The sequence below is a fragment of the Paenibacillus sp. FSL R7-0313 genome (assembly GCF_037969885.1).
Lineage (GTDB): Bacteria > Bacillota > Bacilli > Paenibacillales > Paenibacillaceae > Paenibacillus.
The window spans coordinates 3,574,010-3,590,768 of sequence record NZ_CP150219.1 but is presented as its reverse complement, the minus strand read 5'-3'; the positions used below and the strand labels follow the sequence as shown (position 1 = coordinate 3,590,768).

The 16,759-nt window shown below is 36.0% G+C and carries 20 protein-coding genes; 2 read left to right on the top strand and 18 right to left on the bottom strand.

Annotated elements, in window-relative coordinates; translation table 11 throughout:
* Positions 1-120: 120 nt before the first annotated feature.
* The 8 genes from NSQ38_RS15750 to NSQ38_RS15715 all read right to left on the bottom strand — a co-directional run bounded on the left by NSQ38_RS15750 (position 121) and on the right by NSQ38_RS15715 (position 6,707).
* The gene (locus tag NSQ38_RS15750; RefSeq protein ID WP_339782864.1) at positions 121-306 is read right to left on the bottom strand and encodes a hypothetical protein; all 186 of its coding nucleotides are present in this window, start codon (positions 304-306) and stop codon (positions 121-123) included.
* Positions 307-880: 574 nt separating this feature from the next.
* On the bottom strand, positions 881-1,051 hold the full coding sequence (locus tag NSQ38_RS15745; protein WP_339782862.1) for a hypothetical protein: 171 nt from the start codon (positions 1,049-1,051) through the stop codon (positions 881-883).
* Between the two features lie 44 nt (positions 1,052-1,095).
* Entirely contained in the window at positions 1,096-1,647 is a 552-nt protein-coding gene (locus NSQ38_RS15740; RefSeq protein WP_339782860.1) for a hypothetical protein, read from the bottom strand.
* 297 nt (positions 1,648-1,944) lie between these two features.
* A complete protein-coding gene (locus NSQ38_RS15735) occupies positions 1,945-2,577 on the bottom strand; it encodes a hypothetical protein (RefSeq protein WP_339782858.1) in 633 nt (210 codons plus the stop codon).
* Between the two features lie 342 nt (positions 2,578-2,919).
* Positions 2,920-3,531 carry a restriction endonuclease gene (locus tag NSQ38_RS15730; RefSeq protein WP_339782856.1) on the bottom strand — a complete coding sequence of 204 codons (612 nt, stop codon included), beginning with the start codon at positions 3,529-3,531 and terminating at the stop codon, positions 2,920-2,922.
* A 158-nt stretch (positions 3,532-3,689) separates the two neighbouring features.
* Positions 3,690-4,394, bottom strand: a complete 705-nt coding sequence (locus NSQ38_RS15725) for a hypothetical protein (protein ID WP_339782854.1) — start codon at positions 4,392-4,394, stop codon at positions 3,690-3,692.
* A 293-nt stretch (positions 4,395-4,687) separates the two neighbouring features.
* Positions 4,688-6,016 carry a PIN-like domain-containing protein gene (locus NSQ38_RS15720; protein ID WP_339782852.1) on the bottom strand — a complete coding sequence of 443 codons (1,329 nt, stop codon included), beginning with the start codon at positions 6,014-6,016 and terminating at the stop codon, positions 4,688-4,690.
* A 232-nt stretch (positions 6,017-6,248) separates the two neighbouring features.
* Entirely contained in the window at positions 6,249-6,707 is a 459-nt protein-coding gene (locus tag NSQ38_RS15715; RefSeq protein WP_339782850.1) for a hypothetical protein, read from the bottom strand.
* 992 nt (positions 6,708-7,699) lie between these two features.
* On the opposite strand from NSQ38_RS15715, the gene NSQ38_RS15710 reads away from it, so the two are divergent.
* Positions 7,700-8,101: a GNAT family N-acetyltransferase gene (locus NSQ38_RS15710; RefSeq protein WP_339790554.1), complete on the top strand. Its 402-nt coding sequence runs from the start codon at positions 7,700-7,702 to the stop codon at positions 8,099-8,101.
* A gap of 212 nt (positions 8,102-8,313) precedes the next feature.
* Here NSQ38_RS15710 and NSQ38_RS15705 read toward each other — a convergent pair whose 3' ends face one another.
* The 8 genes from NSQ38_RS15705 to NSQ38_RS15670 form a co-directional block, all read right to left on the bottom strand.
* The gene (locus tag NSQ38_RS15705; protein ID WP_339782847.1) at positions 8,314-8,592 is read right to left on the bottom strand and encodes a hypothetical protein; all 279 of its coding nucleotides are present in this window, start codon (positions 8,590-8,592) and stop codon (positions 8,314-8,316) included.
* A gap of 47 nt (positions 8,593-8,639) precedes the next feature.
* Positions 8,640-8,804 (bottom strand): hypothetical protein, encoded by a 165-nt coding sequence (locus tag NSQ38_RS15700; RefSeq protein ID WP_339782845.1) that lies wholly within the window; start codon positions 8,802-8,804, stop codon positions 8,640-8,642.
* A gap of 272 nt (positions 8,805-9,076) precedes the next feature.
* The gene (locus NSQ38_RS15695; RefSeq protein WP_339782843.1) at positions 9,077-9,280 is read right to left on the bottom strand and encodes a hypothetical protein; all 204 of its coding nucleotides are present in this window, start codon (positions 9,278-9,280) and stop codon (positions 9,077-9,079) included.
* 298 nt (positions 9,281-9,578) lie between these two features.
* Positions 9,579-9,866 carry a hypothetical protein gene (locus NSQ38_RS15690; RefSeq protein WP_339782841.1) on the bottom strand — a complete coding sequence of 96 codons (288 nt, stop codon included), beginning with the start codon at positions 9,864-9,866 and terminating at the stop codon, positions 9,579-9,581.
* 178 nt (positions 9,867-10,044) lie between these two features.
* Positions 10,045-10,482 (bottom strand): hypothetical protein, encoded by a 438-nt coding sequence (locus NSQ38_RS15685; protein ID WP_339782839.1) that lies wholly within the window; start codon positions 10,480-10,482, stop codon positions 10,045-10,047.
* A gap of 110 nt (positions 10,483-10,592) precedes the next feature.
* A complete protein-coding gene (locus NSQ38_RS15680; RefSeq protein ID WP_339782837.1) occupies positions 10,593-11,078 on the bottom strand; it encodes a hypothetical protein in 486 nt (161 codons plus the stop codon).
* A 255-nt stretch (positions 11,079-11,333) separates the two neighbouring features.
* Positions 11,334-11,933: a pentapeptide repeat-containing protein gene (locus tag NSQ38_RS15675; protein ID WP_339782835.1), complete on the bottom strand. Its 600-nt coding sequence runs from the start codon at positions 11,931-11,933 to the stop codon at positions 11,334-11,336.
* A gap of 12 nt (positions 11,934-11,945) precedes the next feature.
* The gene (locus NSQ38_RS15670) at positions 11,946-13,166 is read right to left on the bottom strand and encodes a WXG100 family type VII secretion target (RefSeq protein ID WP_339782833.1); all 1,221 of its coding nucleotides are present in this window, start codon (positions 13,164-13,166) and stop codon (positions 11,946-11,948) included.
* Between the two features lie 660 nt (positions 13,167-13,826).
* On the opposite strand from NSQ38_RS15670, the gene NSQ38_RS15665 reads away from it, so the two are divergent.
* The gene (locus tag NSQ38_RS15665) at positions 13,827-14,384 is read left to right on the top strand and encodes a DUF4879 domain-containing protein (RefSeq protein WP_339782831.1); all 558 of its coding nucleotides are present in this window, start codon (positions 13,827-13,829) and stop codon (positions 14,382-14,384) included.
* 157 nt (positions 14,385-14,541) lie between these two features.
* On the opposite strand, the gene NSQ38_RS15660 is transcribed toward NSQ38_RS15665, so the two are convergent.
* The gene (locus NSQ38_RS15660) at positions 14,542-15,405 is read right to left on the bottom strand and encodes an SPFH domain-containing protein (RefSeq protein ID WP_339782829.1); all 864 of its coding nucleotides are present in this window, start codon (positions 15,403-15,405) and stop codon (positions 14,542-14,544) included.
* 825 nt (positions 15,406-16,230) lie between these two features.
* Positions 16,231-16,503 carry a DUF4279 domain-containing protein gene (locus NSQ38_RS15655; protein WP_339782827.1) on the bottom strand — a complete coding sequence of 91 codons (273 nt, stop codon included), beginning with the start codon at positions 16,501-16,503 and terminating at the stop codon, positions 16,231-16,233.
* Positions 16,504-16,759 lie beyond the last annotated feature (256 nt).

The following is a 16,759-nucleotide window of genomic DNA, read 5'->3' as shown; positions in this document are numbered from 1 at the left end:
TGAACAAAGTTCACCATTCATTACGTCCAGACAAATAAAAAATGCACCCGAATGAGTGCATTGTGGTTTAAACTACTGAGCGACTGTCACATACCGTTTTCAAATGTTCAAGCGCTGGCTCTAAATTTGTTTCATTTGTAGATGACCAAGGGTACGGAAAGTTTGTTGATAGCGTCCCCCTGCGATTCTTCCGTAATAATAGCCGTCATCCCCTAGAGCAACCATTACTTCCCAATTAAAAACCATCGCACGTCCAAGTACATCTTCTTTTGTAATTTGGTAGAAATATTGTCTGATCTCATTCATGAATTCTCACCTCCATAGATAATTAACTCAACAAATGAGCTTTCATTCCTTTTACAAAAAGACCTTTTGGGACCCGAACCCACAGTTTCCTGAAAGGCCATAATAAAATGCGGTGATTTTACCCGCTTTCCCCACGTCCACACCGCCACATCTGCAAGAAGTCAGAAGACTCTCGCCGGGTCACTCAGCATGGTTGAGTCCTGAGGCGATAACGGGCACCAGGCGCACCGGAGAGGGCTTAACCTCTCTATGTACCTAGTGTATTGCTGTTTCACCGTCATTCAATTGCCAACATACTGTAAATTCATCTCGCTTTTCAGATGGATAGAACATTCCACAATCCTTTAGTTTGTTGGCTATGCCAGTTTTACTATCTCAACTATATGATTGGGATATCGAATCTTCAGTTTATCTCTTTATTGACACACTACTTATTGACGGAAGCATTATAGATTGATGTGCTCCCATCATATATTCACCGAAGGTGAGAACATATGCGTCCGCTCTATCTGGTGACTTGAGACCACGTTTTTCATGTCCTTTTTGCTTTCAAGGAGTATCTTCCCCTTACTAGTCATTGACCATTTTCTTGTATCGCTGATGACCGCCGACCATATGCCCAGTACGTTCGTTCCTTTATGCTACGGCGAAGCTTCTCATATTCAACATCACCAGGTTGAAGGTCAACATGGGATTTGTAAGCTGCTGCATTAATATGATCGATTGGTATAACTCGCAATTCCATGTTTTCTCCTCCAATAAAAAAACACCCAACAGGGTGTCTGAACATTAAATAGCTCCATTACTTCTTAAATTAATCATGATTTGTGGATTATCTTCTTCAACACTGTAAAAGTACACTTCGTCTACGTTATTTTCTATGTCCCATTTATCTATGCTAGGATCATTTGTTGTAATCAATATAACTTTTCTTGAATTTGTACTCTCCAGCTCAGTTAATAGTGCAGCATATCGTTTAGAATCATTCAACACTGTTTGAACTGGGAAGAATACAGTAAATGTACTCTCATTTCCTCGGGGATTGGATTTTGTAGCATTTACGTAACTGTTTATATTTACAGTCATCTTCCCTAGTTTATATACAGTTGTTGACTTTATTGCATTTGGTAGAAGCTTCTTATTAAATGCTCGGTTAACAAATTCTGATATGTCTGGCATAGAAGACGTTCTTATAATCCCTCTATCGAACTTTTTATTTAAACAAGACAATACCACTTTTAATTTGGCGATATCATCATAGCCTTTTACTAAGAGAAGTTTTTTTGTGTCATCACTCAAAAAATCCAAAATAGTATCAATTGCTTTCTTTGCGTCACTCATAGGTTCACGCCTCCTTCTCCTTGATAGCTTAAACTTCGTCAAATAGGAGGGGATTACCTTTAATGTAAAAAATGCTGTGAGATTTTTCGTCTCTTGCAGTTTACAATCTTCTTATTTGTGTTGAGTTGGTTTCAACGTTTGGATGACCATTCTATTCATGCGTACGCTCACTCAGGTGCTGTTCTCCGCTCTTCAAAGGAATGATCCCTGCAAACGGACGTTCTCATGTTAAGAAGCTCAGAATGGCTCATGTCTTGTCCTGTGAGAGTTAAAAGGAGATTGCCTGTTATATTACTCTCAAAGTATTTTCCACTTATTATCTACATAACTTATTACTCCCTTAAGTATCATCGACTCCAAGTAGAACAAGCGTAAATCAGAAGGTTCAAGATCAAGGTATAATGCTAATTCTTCAGTAGTTAAACCGTCATCTCCCGCAATCTCAAGTTGAGTAATAATTCGGTTTTGAATCAATGTTTCTCTGATTGTTTGGTTCTTGATTTTTTTACTTTTTGAATAGTTATAATCACTAATAATTTCGTTATAGTTTTTTACAGATTCAACTTTGTTTATCGCCTGATTAAGCTTCTCCTTGGTTTGTTCAGTTGTGCTATCAATTTCTTTTGTCTCTTCAAGGATATCTGTAAGCCCAGCTAGCTCAGAATTAATTTGTTTGTTTGCATTACGCAGATTCATGAAATGATTCTCATCTTTAAAATCACTTGGTGCGTAAAGAACATCATGTTTAAATACTAAGACCAAAAAAAATGCTGCGACCAAGCCAATAGGAAACAACATGACGAACCATACAAAAACTCTTTGAATTTCTAACGGAAGGCCAAGCAAAACCGTTGTACCAGCCAATTCAGCGATACCCGCAAAGATTGCTATTATTGTAAGTGGGTTTTGAACCTTGCTCTTATTATTCATATTTCCAACTCCCCCGAACAATAATAACTTGATTTCCAAAATGATACAATATGTGACAAAGTGTTAGTTCTTAGTACAAACGGGTTTACTACAGAACTGTTTTACTCCATCCCATCTTTTCCGTGCACAACCTTTGCATTTCTCCGGTTGCTTGTTGGGGCGAAAGAGTATTTCTTTCGTCTTCTGCTGATCACTTGAATTCCTCGAATAAAAAAAGTCGATCCAGTGAAGGAACGACTTTAACGTGATATGTATGTTGTTGATGTTAAGCTTGCTTCAGGAATTCCCTTCATCTGCGAACATCCGAATGACATTTTTACTCTTTATTGCTCATTAAATTGATTATGCACTCGTCTTTACATTTGCCGTTTTCTTTGAGGCAGATAATTTCTCTTTCATAACAAGCAACATCTCAACCAATTCATCCCGAGCTATCAGCCTTACCCCGTTTGATTTTGCAAGCTGATATGCCTGTTCTGTATAATTGCTATTTGTTACAACCCATGCTCCATTTGCTCTGTAATGTGCCTTGGCTCCTTGAACTTCTTGTACAGCTTTCAACCCAACATTTTTCTTATAACGTTTGGCTTGAACAACTATCCTTTTACCATCTTTGGAGATAACCAGATCGGCACCGTAATCACCTGCAGCTTTTGTTACTTCTGCCTTAAACCCTTGTGATCGAAACAGATGTCCAAGATAGTGCTCAAATTGCACTCCATCCATTTTATCGATCTCGGCTATTCCTGACCTCTTAAGTCGTTCAGAACGCTTCTGCTGGATGATAACCATCAAAACAATAATACCAACAACCCCAAGAAATCCAACGACTAGAGACGCTTGCCAAGATTTTGTTAAAGAATATGTACCTACAATACCTCCCAGCATTGCCATACCAGCTAATCCTTGAAATAGCTCTTCTTCCTGTTTAGCCTTACTTTTCCTTCTTGCCATAACTCTTCCTCCAAGCGTGTGAAATCTACTATAACACATTTCGACAACTGGGACTAATTTCCTGCAATAAATATAAAAAACGAGAAGACGATCCGTCATATGATGAGGTGAAGTTATGCATCTTGTTCTCGCCTTATCCACATAATTACTTTTGAGAATTATAAAGATTTTATTGATTCTATAGATTGTATAACACTTCTTGCTATAGGTATCAGATAACTATCTAAATCAAAATTACCCAAATCATATAAATTAACATCTCTGTCAACATGAGCCCCACCATTCTTATTAGCTTGAGAACGAATAAGATTCATAATTGATGTTGATGTAAAAATTGGTATTCGAACTGTTTCATTATTATCATAATTACTTATATCGATCTCACATGATTCGCCACACCTCTTACATTGAAAATATAAAATTGTCTGTGCAGTTGATGAAACACTCATATTGTAATGCTCTTTCTTAACAGAATGATGCTGATTACATTTAGAACAAAAGATATTTTTAGGAAATGGAATACGGATAGTTACTTTACAAATTTTTTGTTCTAACCACTTGTCCATTGGAATTTTTGAACTATCAGAGAACATGTTGTGAATATTAATTATCTTTATACCTTCTAAACTTTTAAAGTCGTCGCTTAATACAGGAAGTTTTAAATCATCATTTATAGCTGATTTTATTAAAGGATTTTCATCGCACAACATAAGTCTCAATTGTACAGCGATAACCTTTAGAAATGCCTTTCTACCTTCCATCTGAATTAGTTGAATGCTTCCATTGATAATGTCAATACTTTCTTTTAATTGCTCCTCAAGTCCTTTTTTACTCCTTTTAAAAACAACTGATTTTATTCTCATATTTCACCCCTTCTTCAAACTTCATCATTAAATAATAATAGCATTAAACCAATAGCTCGGAAGATTAATTAATGACATCTTGTCCTCATGAAAAGCTTGGGATTAGGCATATATGGAACATCCTTACTTACCTTTTTACTACTACACCTCCTATTCGCGGTATCTACAATCTTGATCAGGCGAGTAACTGTTCCTGTAACCCCCTATAAGCTTATTCGCCTCATATTTAGGCATCTTCACCCCCTCTCTTCATACTTGGAATCTCGGCGCAAAAAAGAGTTACGATAACATCGTTACTCTTTTGAAGAATTATGAAGAACCCTAACAATTCTATCAATATAGAATCTTATAAGAAGTCTTTCTAGATATTCACCAATAATTCTTTCATGAGAAATCTCTATATCCTCCATTAAATATTCAAGCTCTATTGAGTAAGTATAATTTTTGACCTCTGCCACATAAACCTCAAGATCAATAAAATTATAATGGAAACCTAAGTCATCTTTAATATAGTCAACCAACCTGGATCGTTCATTAAAGCTTATTTCTTTATTTAAATTAAAAAGAATTGAAACAGTCTCAGTTTTAACTGATGTACTAGTTGTTATTTTTTTGTTTGGATAAGTGAAATATCGTTCGTCGTCCCCATTTAAAAAACTATAAAACCGATTAGACTTTTCATCTGAGTCATATCTTGTCAGGCTTTCACTATCATGTCTCTTTAATGCCTCTATACCTTGAATAGCCCCACTCATTTTGTCAGAATCTAAGTGAATCTGGAGTTTTAAATGGTTTTCAGCGTTCTTAAGGAATTGTTCAGAATTGTACAAATAAAATAATTTATTACCGCTTTCCTTTTTAAACTCTTGAATTAGTTCAGGATGAGGCCCTTTCTTTTCTCCTTTTACTTCCAAGATCCAATCCTCTTTACCGTCATCAGTAACAAGTATTATTGATTTAATTAAAGCTTCCTTTGATTTGTCAAGGATCTGCTTCCAATATATATAGTCACCATACTCGTCTTTATAAATGATACCATCAAAGAGTGTTGTTCTTCCTTTTTTTTCTTTTATATCCTCAAATCCAGGAGGAATTTTGCTTTGATAACGTTCTTCAGCCGTTTGAAATAATTCTTCAAGTTCTTTTTTAGTATACGCTTCACCAACATTATCCTGAATTAATTGAGACAATTTATCCTTGATCTCGCTTAACTCAGGTTGAGACTTCATCTGGCTTGCCAAATCATCCTTAATAGTTTGCAAACATTTTTCTAAAGACTGTTTCATTAAAGTAGAATCAATGTTTGAATGTCTTAATTTATCAAGTTCGTTAATAAGTTTGTTAATCGATTCTGTGCACTGCTTCTCAAACCTACTATAAGCATTTTTTTGATTAAACATCTCATCATAGATATGTTTGTGATACTCTAAAGCAACTTGATGAGGAATCCAAATTCTGTCTTGGATACTTTCCATTATATTAATTAAAGCTTCCCTGGATTCCTTTGGGTATCTATAAAGATTAAGAAGCGTATTTGCGTCAAAAACAAATGTGCATTCTGACCAAAGATTTTCAAAATCCTCTGTTGATGGAGCGTAGAATCCCGAAAATTTATTTCGCATAGAATCTCCTCTTTTTACTGTTTCTGAATAGGTAATATTCGACAGTAAGAATTTGAATCCTTTTTTAGATTCTATAAATCGACAATAAATAAAAAGGATTATCAAAATTCTCTGATGCTCTACCTTTGATATTAAATATTTTGGACAACTATAAGACAACACAGCAAAGTCGTACTCTCAAAAATTAAGGAAGGAACAGTCAACCACAAAAAAGAGCATCCCAAAGGGATACTCATTTAATATTTTTCCCATATTTACGAATCAACCAATCCAAATCTCCATTCGGAATGTAACCATCTTCATCTACTTCGTAGCCATCTTCAATTGCGAAAGGCAGCACCATGAGCGCTTCTTCATAAAGGTCCACATGCAACCTTCTTATTATCTTTACCAATGAATATTTGCCTACACCATGCTCTAGTAATTTCCCCAAAAGCTTGTTAAGCCCGTCAGGACCGGTATACCAGTGGAGATGTCCGTCTGCTAAATTATCTTTGGATCTATTTTCTAAACATTGTTTAGTCCACCTACCGTGAACAATTCGGAAGTTATTTTGTGTGGAACTCTTATAAACTTTATCCCACTCGAGCATACCGTCTTTATCCGACCTGATTATTCCATTGCAAACATCACATACCCACTGTTTTTTTATTTCCAATCGCGTATTTAAAGGCATTACAATTCCACTCACTAAGAATACCTCCTTATTTTTATGAAAGTAATTCGTTCAAAATGAATAAAATCCTTTGTTATTTGAATATTTTATCTCTGGAATTTAAATAGCAAACTTTAAGCACTATATTAAATAACGGTGATTTTACTCGCTTCCCCCACGTCCATACCGCCACATCTGTGAGAAGTTAGAAGATTTTCACCGTATGATAACGGGCATTAGGTACACCGGAGAAGTTACTCTCTCTATGCCTATTTTATTGCTACTTCGCCTTAATCGATCGGCAACATATAGTCATGTTAACTTCAGTTTATCTTTTTATTGACACACTACTTATTGAAGAAAGCATTATAAACTGAGGTGATCCCATCAAGTATTCTCCGAAAGTGAGAACGTATGCATCAGCTCTATCAGGTGACTTGAGACCACTCTTTTTCATGTCCTTCTTTCTTTCAAGTAATATTTTCCTCTTACTGGTCATTGACCATTTCCTTGCGGTCAATTGAAAAGTCAACGTATCATCATTAGGTAATTAAAATACCGCAGATCCATTGTTCATATAATTGCTTATGTGTTCAAAAAGCCCCATAATATTCGCCCACATCTTCGAGCCTAGGTTTCCATAATGTTCATCCAAAGATTACTCAAATTTATTAGGGATTTGAATATCCATTAATCGCCCATATTGTTGTATAAAGAAATAGGATGTTATACTTACTTTACAAATACTTAATTGCAATAAATTAAACATTTATTAAATATATATAAAATATGGTAATATAATAAAATATCGTAGTAATAATTATAGTTTATAGAAGTAGATTCGTAGTATCTTGCATTAAAGTTGATTGGAGGAAAAGATTCATGAATATAATAATTGAGAAGTTAAAATACACAGATATTGAAAGCTTGTATGAATTCGAAATTGAAAACAGAACTTTTTTCGAGGTAATGGTACCGTCTCGAGGAGATGATTATTACATACCTGAGGTTTTTAAAGTAAGGAATGAATCTCTAAAGGACTCTCCTTTTTTTATTTAATAAAAGACGAAAATAACTCTATTCTTGGAAGAATAAATTTAGTTGATATTGATGATTCCAATAAAATAGGATTTCTCGGCTATAGAGTGGGACAAGTCCACACTGGAAAAGGTGTTGCTAAAAAAGCATCAAAATTATTACTCAATACAATAGTTGACTTAGATATAAAAGAAGTTAAGGCAAAAACAACCACTAACAATATAGCATCTCAAAAAGGTTTAGAGCAAAACGGATTCGAGCATACAGAAACTAGTGATAAAGAATTTGAAATGAATGGACAAATAAACCATAATTTTTATCACCAATCGGACACGCTGTTAAAGCTAAAGATTACTAAGCCAATTTCCTCAATCAAGATACTGAGGGGTTAGGCTTTTTTGTCTTTTAAGATTCCTTATATTTTGAATTTCGCGCTCTTGATGTTATTCCTTTGGAAAACAGATGAATTGGTTCTTACGCGCATTTAGTGAAACAAACTAGGTTTAATTACTTTCTTGATATAGTATTAACCGTTGAATCGCACACGTTTTTCCGAATCCACTATACTGCAGTAACTTTTGAGTAATGAAAAATTTCACTTTTCTCAGAAAAATATTACAGATCTATTGTTGATACGCTCGATCTTTTGACCAAAAACGAAAACCTCAATATATTTTTCGTTTACCCACTCTAATGCTAATTCCGCTTCTTCTTTCAAGATAGCGCCTCGCTGGCTCTTATACTGAAAGTTCTCTTTTGCCCACAACAATAGTATCTTTACATATTCTAATGTTTCAATTTCACAGGTACTGTCCTCTTCATCTTCTTCTGCGAAGATATCTTCAAATGTTGTAAAAGACTTGTCAGATTTTATTAAGTTCACATTCCCTCCACCTTTGTATAACGTTATTTCCCCTTTCAATAATTTGATTAAGTTTCCGATCTCTTCCTGGTCGTGGCGAAGTCTCCAAATATATCCGATCCCAAAGAATTACTAATCAGATACCCATTCTTTAACGATGAATCGATGCCCAAGTCCACGATAACTTCGTTGAAACCTTCTTTATATTCAATGGTATACCTATACTTAATCATGTTGATATCTCCAATCAGTTGTGTCCAAGTCATTTCTTAAAAAACGCAGAAAAACCAAGCTAACAAAAAAACAGATCAATCATAATGGTATCTAACCATAATCGATCTGTTTGATGTAACAGAGTATCATTAAATAGGAATGAACCCAAAACCTTTTCCTGCGTACAACTCAATTGATGAAGTCTTTATACAGATCTTATGTTATTGATTGAATGATGGATTCACTCTGCACTGGGTAGTCGCATCAAACTGTAACATAACTAATAACCTATCTATCCTATAAAAACAACAGCATCTTTGCGCTGAAATGCTAGTGGCAATTTATTTTGAAGGATCGTTATTCTTTCAAACATTTTATCCCTTTTTTCCTCAGATAAGTTTTTTACCGCCCAATCTTTGATTTGAATTAGTTCCTCAATAATTGACGGTACATCTTCCTCCTCTACATCAACACCTGATAAAAGAGGTCCGTCCATTGTAACCCTAATGCTTCAATCGCAGGTTGCCAACATTCTTTAAAAAACGATTCCGTAGAATGGGAACAAAGAAACTCTGTTCAAAATCATTTTGTCGTTCATATATTACAGCACTGATTGAAATGCACTTATTCAACTCCAAAAAGTAGCACTAAATTTGTAGTCTAACAAAAGACAGATTAATCATGTTGATATCTTGACTACGATCAATCTGCTGTATTTGTTGAATGATGAATCAATACTTATAAGTAGCCTCTACTTAAATTTCTATAAAGATATTAAATAATCTTCACATACTTTATACAATGGCTTTAAAGGGAGCATGACCTGTTTCAGCATTTCTTAATAAAGTAGGTTTTCTAAAACGCAAACTGGTTTCCAGCTTGAAGATAGCGGTATCTCCTTCGATTTCTATAAAAGATACATTAATCCATATCGGAGCTTTCGGAAAAAGACCTCCTAAAACCCCAACAACATCTTCTAACCATAGTTTTTTACCGCCAACATTCTCTTTAGATAACACAAGACGTTTCATCATTTCATCGCCACCATCTAACATTTTCCCCTGTTCCTCAACGGGCTCCATGACAAACTTAACGATATCGCTCGAAATGTTTTTAGTCTTCCTTATCTTATCAACGGCTTTAGATAAATTAGTCGAAAAACTAACTCATTCATTTGAGTAGTCAACATATCTCCTCCTATTCAAACCATTGATGAAGTCTTTTATAGGGTCACCATCTTAAATGATACCTGGACATAGATTACTTATTTTCAAAATTTTTAACTTGCTCAATCTTTTGTGTAAATTCACAAGCCTTTCGAAGATCTTCTTTCATGTAAAGTTCGATTAAAGTATTCGCCTCTTCCTCCCAATCGGGACCATATTGTAAAAGGTAATCTGTAAACCTTTCATAGTAGAAACGGTTGGATGGATTTAACCAAATCAATCTTTGATACATCTTCATTACACAAGGAATGGACAGAAAGAAATGAGTAAGTTCGTAATTGATTGCTTCCAATAAATGATCTGAGTTGTCCGTATGATCTATTTCAGATATCAATTTATTGTATAAAGAGTCTACCGTCTCTCTCGTTGTTTTTAATTCTATCTGATCTAATGTCGACCAATTCTGGTCAATCCACTGATGCAGTGTTTCCACTGTTTTTTGTAAAGTCAAAGCCATCATCCTTTTTCTCATCAGCCCCCATCTTGCCCTCTAGAACCCTTCTGATAAAACACACTTCCTTGTTCACCAATGGACGCTTATATTTCAAACGAGTGATAGGATAACATATTACCATCCGGGAGTCAGTCTCTAGGATTCCGATGACACCAATCCGGATCATATGGTACGGTTTTAAGTTTTTGTATGTCCTCCCTGCTATACACCCAATCATTGTCTGCTATCCAGAAATAATCATCAGGATTCAGTTTCAGATATTCATAAATAAAATGAAGTATTAACTCTTGGTTACCATAGATATCTTCAATATGCCCGATCTGGCATAGGGGTTTGATAGGATCTAAACCTAAATCTTCGTGATAATAAAATTCATTACTCGGACTACTTATGCTGTGAATATGTAAAATCAACGAGGATTCATTGTCTCCTATATATGACTTGCGGTTAATGTTAAGCGTTGTAAACAGGAAGCTCCCATCATTTGTATACGTTTTGTTGTTATAGAAATAAAGAGCAGATTCCGAATGAAAAGCCGCAACAATCGTATCAGCAAGGAGTTGTTCTGGAGAATATTCATCTTTCTGCGTTAAAATAACAGCTGAAGTGCCCATGAGATTGTAATCTCCTCCCTCAAACTGGAACCAATCAAAGTTTTAATAAACATTAAGATTCAAATGTGGTTCTATTAGGGAAAAATCCATTTTCTCTAATGAAACAAACGGATAACCTTGGTGCTGCTCTATCGAACGAAATTTTGCTGCAATTTATTCCAATTTTTCATTAAAAGAGTCTTCCTCAATTTTTTTGCAAATCCTCTAGCTTCTCTGAGAATACAATTGTATGGCGTGTGAAAATGAAATAAATATTTAAGATTCACATTTTTCTAAAAACCATCTCCTAGCTTCTTCTTTTTCTAACAGCAATGGTTTTTCCGGTGTGCCAATATTTATACTCTGAAAAAAAGCTTCTTCTATCCCTTTAATACCCTTTAGTGTTACTCCGTTTAACAACGTATCTTTAAATGTCGATACACTTATATCTACATTTTCTAGTCTTGCATTTCTAAAATCGGTTAAATGGAAAGATACATTAATCAGATTACAATCAACTAAACATGCGTTATTAAATGCTGCTTCCCAACAATCACCTTTACTAAATCTACTATTTTTAATGATACAGTTGGAAAAATCCGTATACCTGAGATCTGATTTATAAAAATCACATTTATCTAAACATGTATTGATAAAAGTTGATGAGGCTAATAATGATGAATGAAAATCAATATTTTCCAGTTTGAGATCATCAAAAGTGCAATCTATTAAATAGGATTGTTCAAGTAATACATCAGATAAGTCAAAAACTCTTAAATCAACTTCATCTAACTTTAACTGCTCACCTTCATCACCAATTGTCTCAACCCACTTTTTATGCAAAGCAAACATATTAATAATATCTTTTTCTTCCATTTTTCCACTCCTTTAGGGGAACCATAATATTCTATCTGCTATTCCTTCTTTATCAATTGCTTTCTTCAGTTGTTCAATATGCTCTGGCACCATTTTTTTCGTATCAATAATTACGTCATGCCCCTTAGCAAATTCTTCATGTATTTTTTGCATACCATTTTGAATAGTAAAAGCACCCTTTTTAGGATTGGTTATAGGTATTCCGTTCCTACCACTTGGATATGATTCAAAACTCTTCACGTCCCACTTTATGCCCGTAGTGGTATCAATGAACTCTGCGCCCTTATCTGCTTGTGAATCACGTATTATTCTCCCTAAATCACCTCTTGCTTCTAATTGTAATCCAACATCTCTTTCATTTATATTTTTGGGTTCTATTTTCCCACCACCAGAAGGATCTCGAGCCAAATCATCCAACTCTTTGTGATTCCTGCCTCCAGTGTATGTATCTTTACCCATCCCTTTAATATTACTTGCTTTCCTTGCCTCAGCCGCTTCCAAATTCTTTTTAATCTTCGCCATAGCTGGATGAGAAGAAGGTACGCGAAACGGCCCTTTGCCACCCGGCATACTCCCGCGAACCATCTGAAATGCCATAAATAGCTGGCTGAACTTTAGAGAAGTCAACATGATCTGAGCATACTTATCGGATACAGGCTCACCTGTGAAGGGATGAATTCCATTTTCAAAGGCTTTGATCTGCATCGCATAAATATCTTCCCCGGGCGCTTCAGCATCCGTAGCTTGCATCCGATTGATATCCAAATGCCCCTGATCTCTCTCATAAGCTTGGAGCGCAGACTGATCCGTAACTCCATTCTCGTTGACAGGCATCGACATCCACTTCCCAAAAACATTGACTTGTGCCATCCCATAGCCCTTATCATCCGAACCGGCATAATATCTCGAGGTCTCCATCATCACTACAGCGCCAACAGTACCAACGGCATTACCCAGACTCACCTTCTGAGCATCAGCATTCTCAAACCGCATGGCGATATCCTTGAGTTCCTTGGAGATGCCCACCATACTTTCCAGCGCCTTCTGCAATACAGGGCGCGACTGCTCAAATTCATAGTAGAATCGTTCCTGCGTCGCACCCAGCCACATCTGCTGAAGGAACATGATCTGTCTTGAGAGATCCTCCCGTATATGCTCCATTTGATGTATCGCCTGATCTACTTGATTCGATACGTGGTGTAACTGTTCAGGGGTAACTTTAATGGTACTCATCCATTTTCACCGCTCATCCGAAATATGATAAGACTATGTTAGCAGAAGTTTAATGCCAATGACATCCGGCTAATCTCCTGATTTCACTGCATGAATTCACGCTAAGAATGATTAATTTCCGTCCTTCAGTCCCATACGATTTCTATGCAGGTGTATACATGTTCCTGAGGGTTCCTTTTATTTCACGACTACAGGATACTGTAGCATCTTTACTGCGACGAGCAACAGACTTTAACTACTCATGGTGTTAATAAACAAACTTGACTTGAATTGATAATTACATGTACTATATGTTTATATATATGGAATATATTTCAATTTAAATTCTTATTTTGAAATCTTATATTTTCACCATGAGTACCAGGGCCTATCACAGTTAAAATATCAATACTTTAAAATGAGTTTACCATTTTGTCTGCAACACATAATCATTGGCAGGCATTCATTTTACATATACATTCCTACTTCATAGAGTTTTCTAGCCTGTAGAGTTCTATCTCTTTATTTCTGTTTTCAGTAAAGAAAAAGAGGGAAGAACCATTTTTATAAGAGAGGAGGGCAAGGGGCTTTATATCTGCAAGTAGGTCTATTTGTCGTAATGGCATGTTTTGTAAAAGAATACCCATAACAAGAAAGGTGGAATTGATTGCTATGAGAAAAATGTTTAGTTTAGCTCTTATTCTTGTTCTAGTGCTTTCGTTTAATGTAGCTGCCTATGCAGATGGTGACGTGACTCAAGCCAAACCGTTGACAAAGGAAGAAATTATTAATTCCAAAGAATTCCGTGAAGCTGTGAAAGCAGCTAAGGCTGAATTTGAAGCACAGAAGGCTAAAGATACGGGTGGTCCAGTTCTGTTTGCGCCTGCTCCGAAAGTATCTCACATTAATGTATATGGTGTCGTATCTCCGAATGGCGGTCAAGAAATTTACGGCTTCAATAACAACCCACTCTCTACGACCAATGATCATGGTGGGGCTTGGATTCAGTGTATTACTTTCCAGATCGGTTATGACAGTAGTCACTACGGCAAACTCGCTGGCAATACTATGACAAACAACTGGTCTGAAGCTATTGATCTGGACGGTGATCGTGTCGTAGATGCTTTTGCCCATTCTTGGGTTTATGAATCCCCTAATACAACAGGCGGACAATTTGTAGGTACGGTCTATTCCATTAACATTCCAACACAATGGACCGCTTGGATTAATGTTCGTTAACAGGAAGGATGTAATCTGAATTGGCTATCTTGGTTCTATCATGTTAACTTAGCCACGCTTGTACTACTTTGAATCCGAATTTTAGACTAAAGTAATCAAAAATAAACAAGTCAGCCCACTAATGGACTGGCTTGTTCATTATCATTCGAAAATCTTACTATTTCTCTTGCTCTGTTTTTGTAGTCGAAGCCGGCAATTGAATCATTGGCGTGTTGGACCCACTTACATACGGAAGGGCTCCATCCCATTTCTTGATGGTTTCATATTCAACGAGTTGACTCGATAAGGATTGTTGAAGCTCTTTGTTGGCTTTAGCCTGACCTTCTGCTTCGATCAACAGTTTGTCTGCATTACCTTGTGCTTCCACGCGTTTGCGTTCTGCTTCTTTCTTGGCGATCTCGAGTTCCGTCGTTTTACGTTCCAGTTCTTGAGATGCTTCGACACGCTTATCGATTGCTTCCTGAGTCTTGGCGTCAGGTTGAGGTACTCCTACAGTAACGTTGGATACAATAAATCCTAACTCTTTAACGTCATCAGAGAAACGTTGTTGAACATCGACGCCTGCTTCAGATGACTTTTCACCATACACATCAATGACTGTAAATTTGGAAATTCCTTTACGGGCTGCGTCACGGAAACGTGTTTTGAGATATGTATCCTCTATTTCTTGAATGCTAATTGGCCCAAATGTATTGAATATAGAAGATACTTTACTTGGTTCTACCTGGTAGTTGTAAGCAAAATCAATGGTGATGTTTTTACCATCAGAAGTTGCAATCTGAATGTCTCTGTATTCCACCGTTTGAATTCGGATCGGATATTTCGTTACTTTATCAAACGCTCCAACCAGTTTCCACCCTTGACTCAGTGTACTATCTTTTACCCCTCCATTGGGTGAATAGACAACCCCAACATATCCGTTAGGAATTCGTGTGACAAAGAAGGTCACCAGTAGCGCTCCCACAATAATAACCAATGCCACCGTGATTGCTCCTACCCTAAACGTCTTTGAATTTTTCATCAACATTCTCCTCTTGTTTGAATTTATTGTATTTCTTCAGAATTCTACTACCTATTTTATTGAATAGCGGGATCATTAATGCCCATAGAATAAATGCTAGGATAATGGTTAGAATGATCCCCCCAATAAATGGAATATTCGTCCTCCCCTCTTTGGATGTAACCGAGTACACACCTCATCTGCACGAATAAATCCGCATAGCTAATTTAGTTTTATCTACCCTTAATCGTATCCCATGCTAAACCCTCATGGCCAAATTCTACTTCACAAAATGCTGTGGCTTCATCTACATCTGTTTAAATGTTAATCTTCGTTCACCCAAATTTATAACCAACCAATTATATCCTCTTATATATATACTTTGTAAATTAGCCTTCGGTGTCAAAGATCTCTAGCGTCTCATCTCATAGCCCTAGAATTTCTAGATCGGGAAGGAATATGCGATTCGACTTTTGAGGGAGCTTGTCAGCACCTGAAAATAGAACCATTATTAGGAAAAGTAGCTAAAAAAACGGTGAGCGAGGTACGTCGAGTACCCAGTTATTCCTATCAAGAAAGTGATCAACAACAATCTATCTGGGAATTATGAATCAGAAGTAAGTTGTACCCATTGCTCTTTTCTGCAAGGGATACAACTTACATAATATGACACCTTTTTTATACGTATGTATTTGAAAAGAAGACTTTTACCTATTGTTATAAAATTTACAAATCAAAATCAAATTCTGCGTTCAAGTCATAGGCTATACCAATTGCCTTTTGCTCGATAGTAATCGCAGGGGTCTCATTATTAATAATCCTGATCGAGAAGCTAAACGGAAAATTCTAATCATGCTTTATTCTCAAGGTTTTCAACTTTTCAAAATGTGGCCACAAAAGAATGAGGATCTGGTTCAATTGCTGATTGATATCGAAAGATTCCTGATAGTCCGTCTCCAAGAACCAACAGGTTTCTTTTCGATACAAATCTCTCTCATCAATTTTCTCTTCTTTTATATAGGTTACTGATCGTTTGATTCCAATCTGTTCTGTAATTAACTTCGGTTCGAAACGATCTACTGTAATGATAAATTCAGCCTTGATATTCGTTTTGACCATTAAAATTTCCTAACTTATTCATATACTGAAATTAATTTAAAATCATAAAATTAATGTCTTTTAAAGTAATATATAGTGTATACTAACACAATTATATCTGGTAATCTCATTTCACAATAAGAAAAACCTCAGATCGGTTGAGTACCGACCTAAGGTTTCTCAAGTCTACTATTTAAGGTTATCTATTGGGAAAAAGGGAAGTTCATAATATCGACTTTAGAAGAAAGCTTACTTTTCCCTAACATCCTCCTCCCAA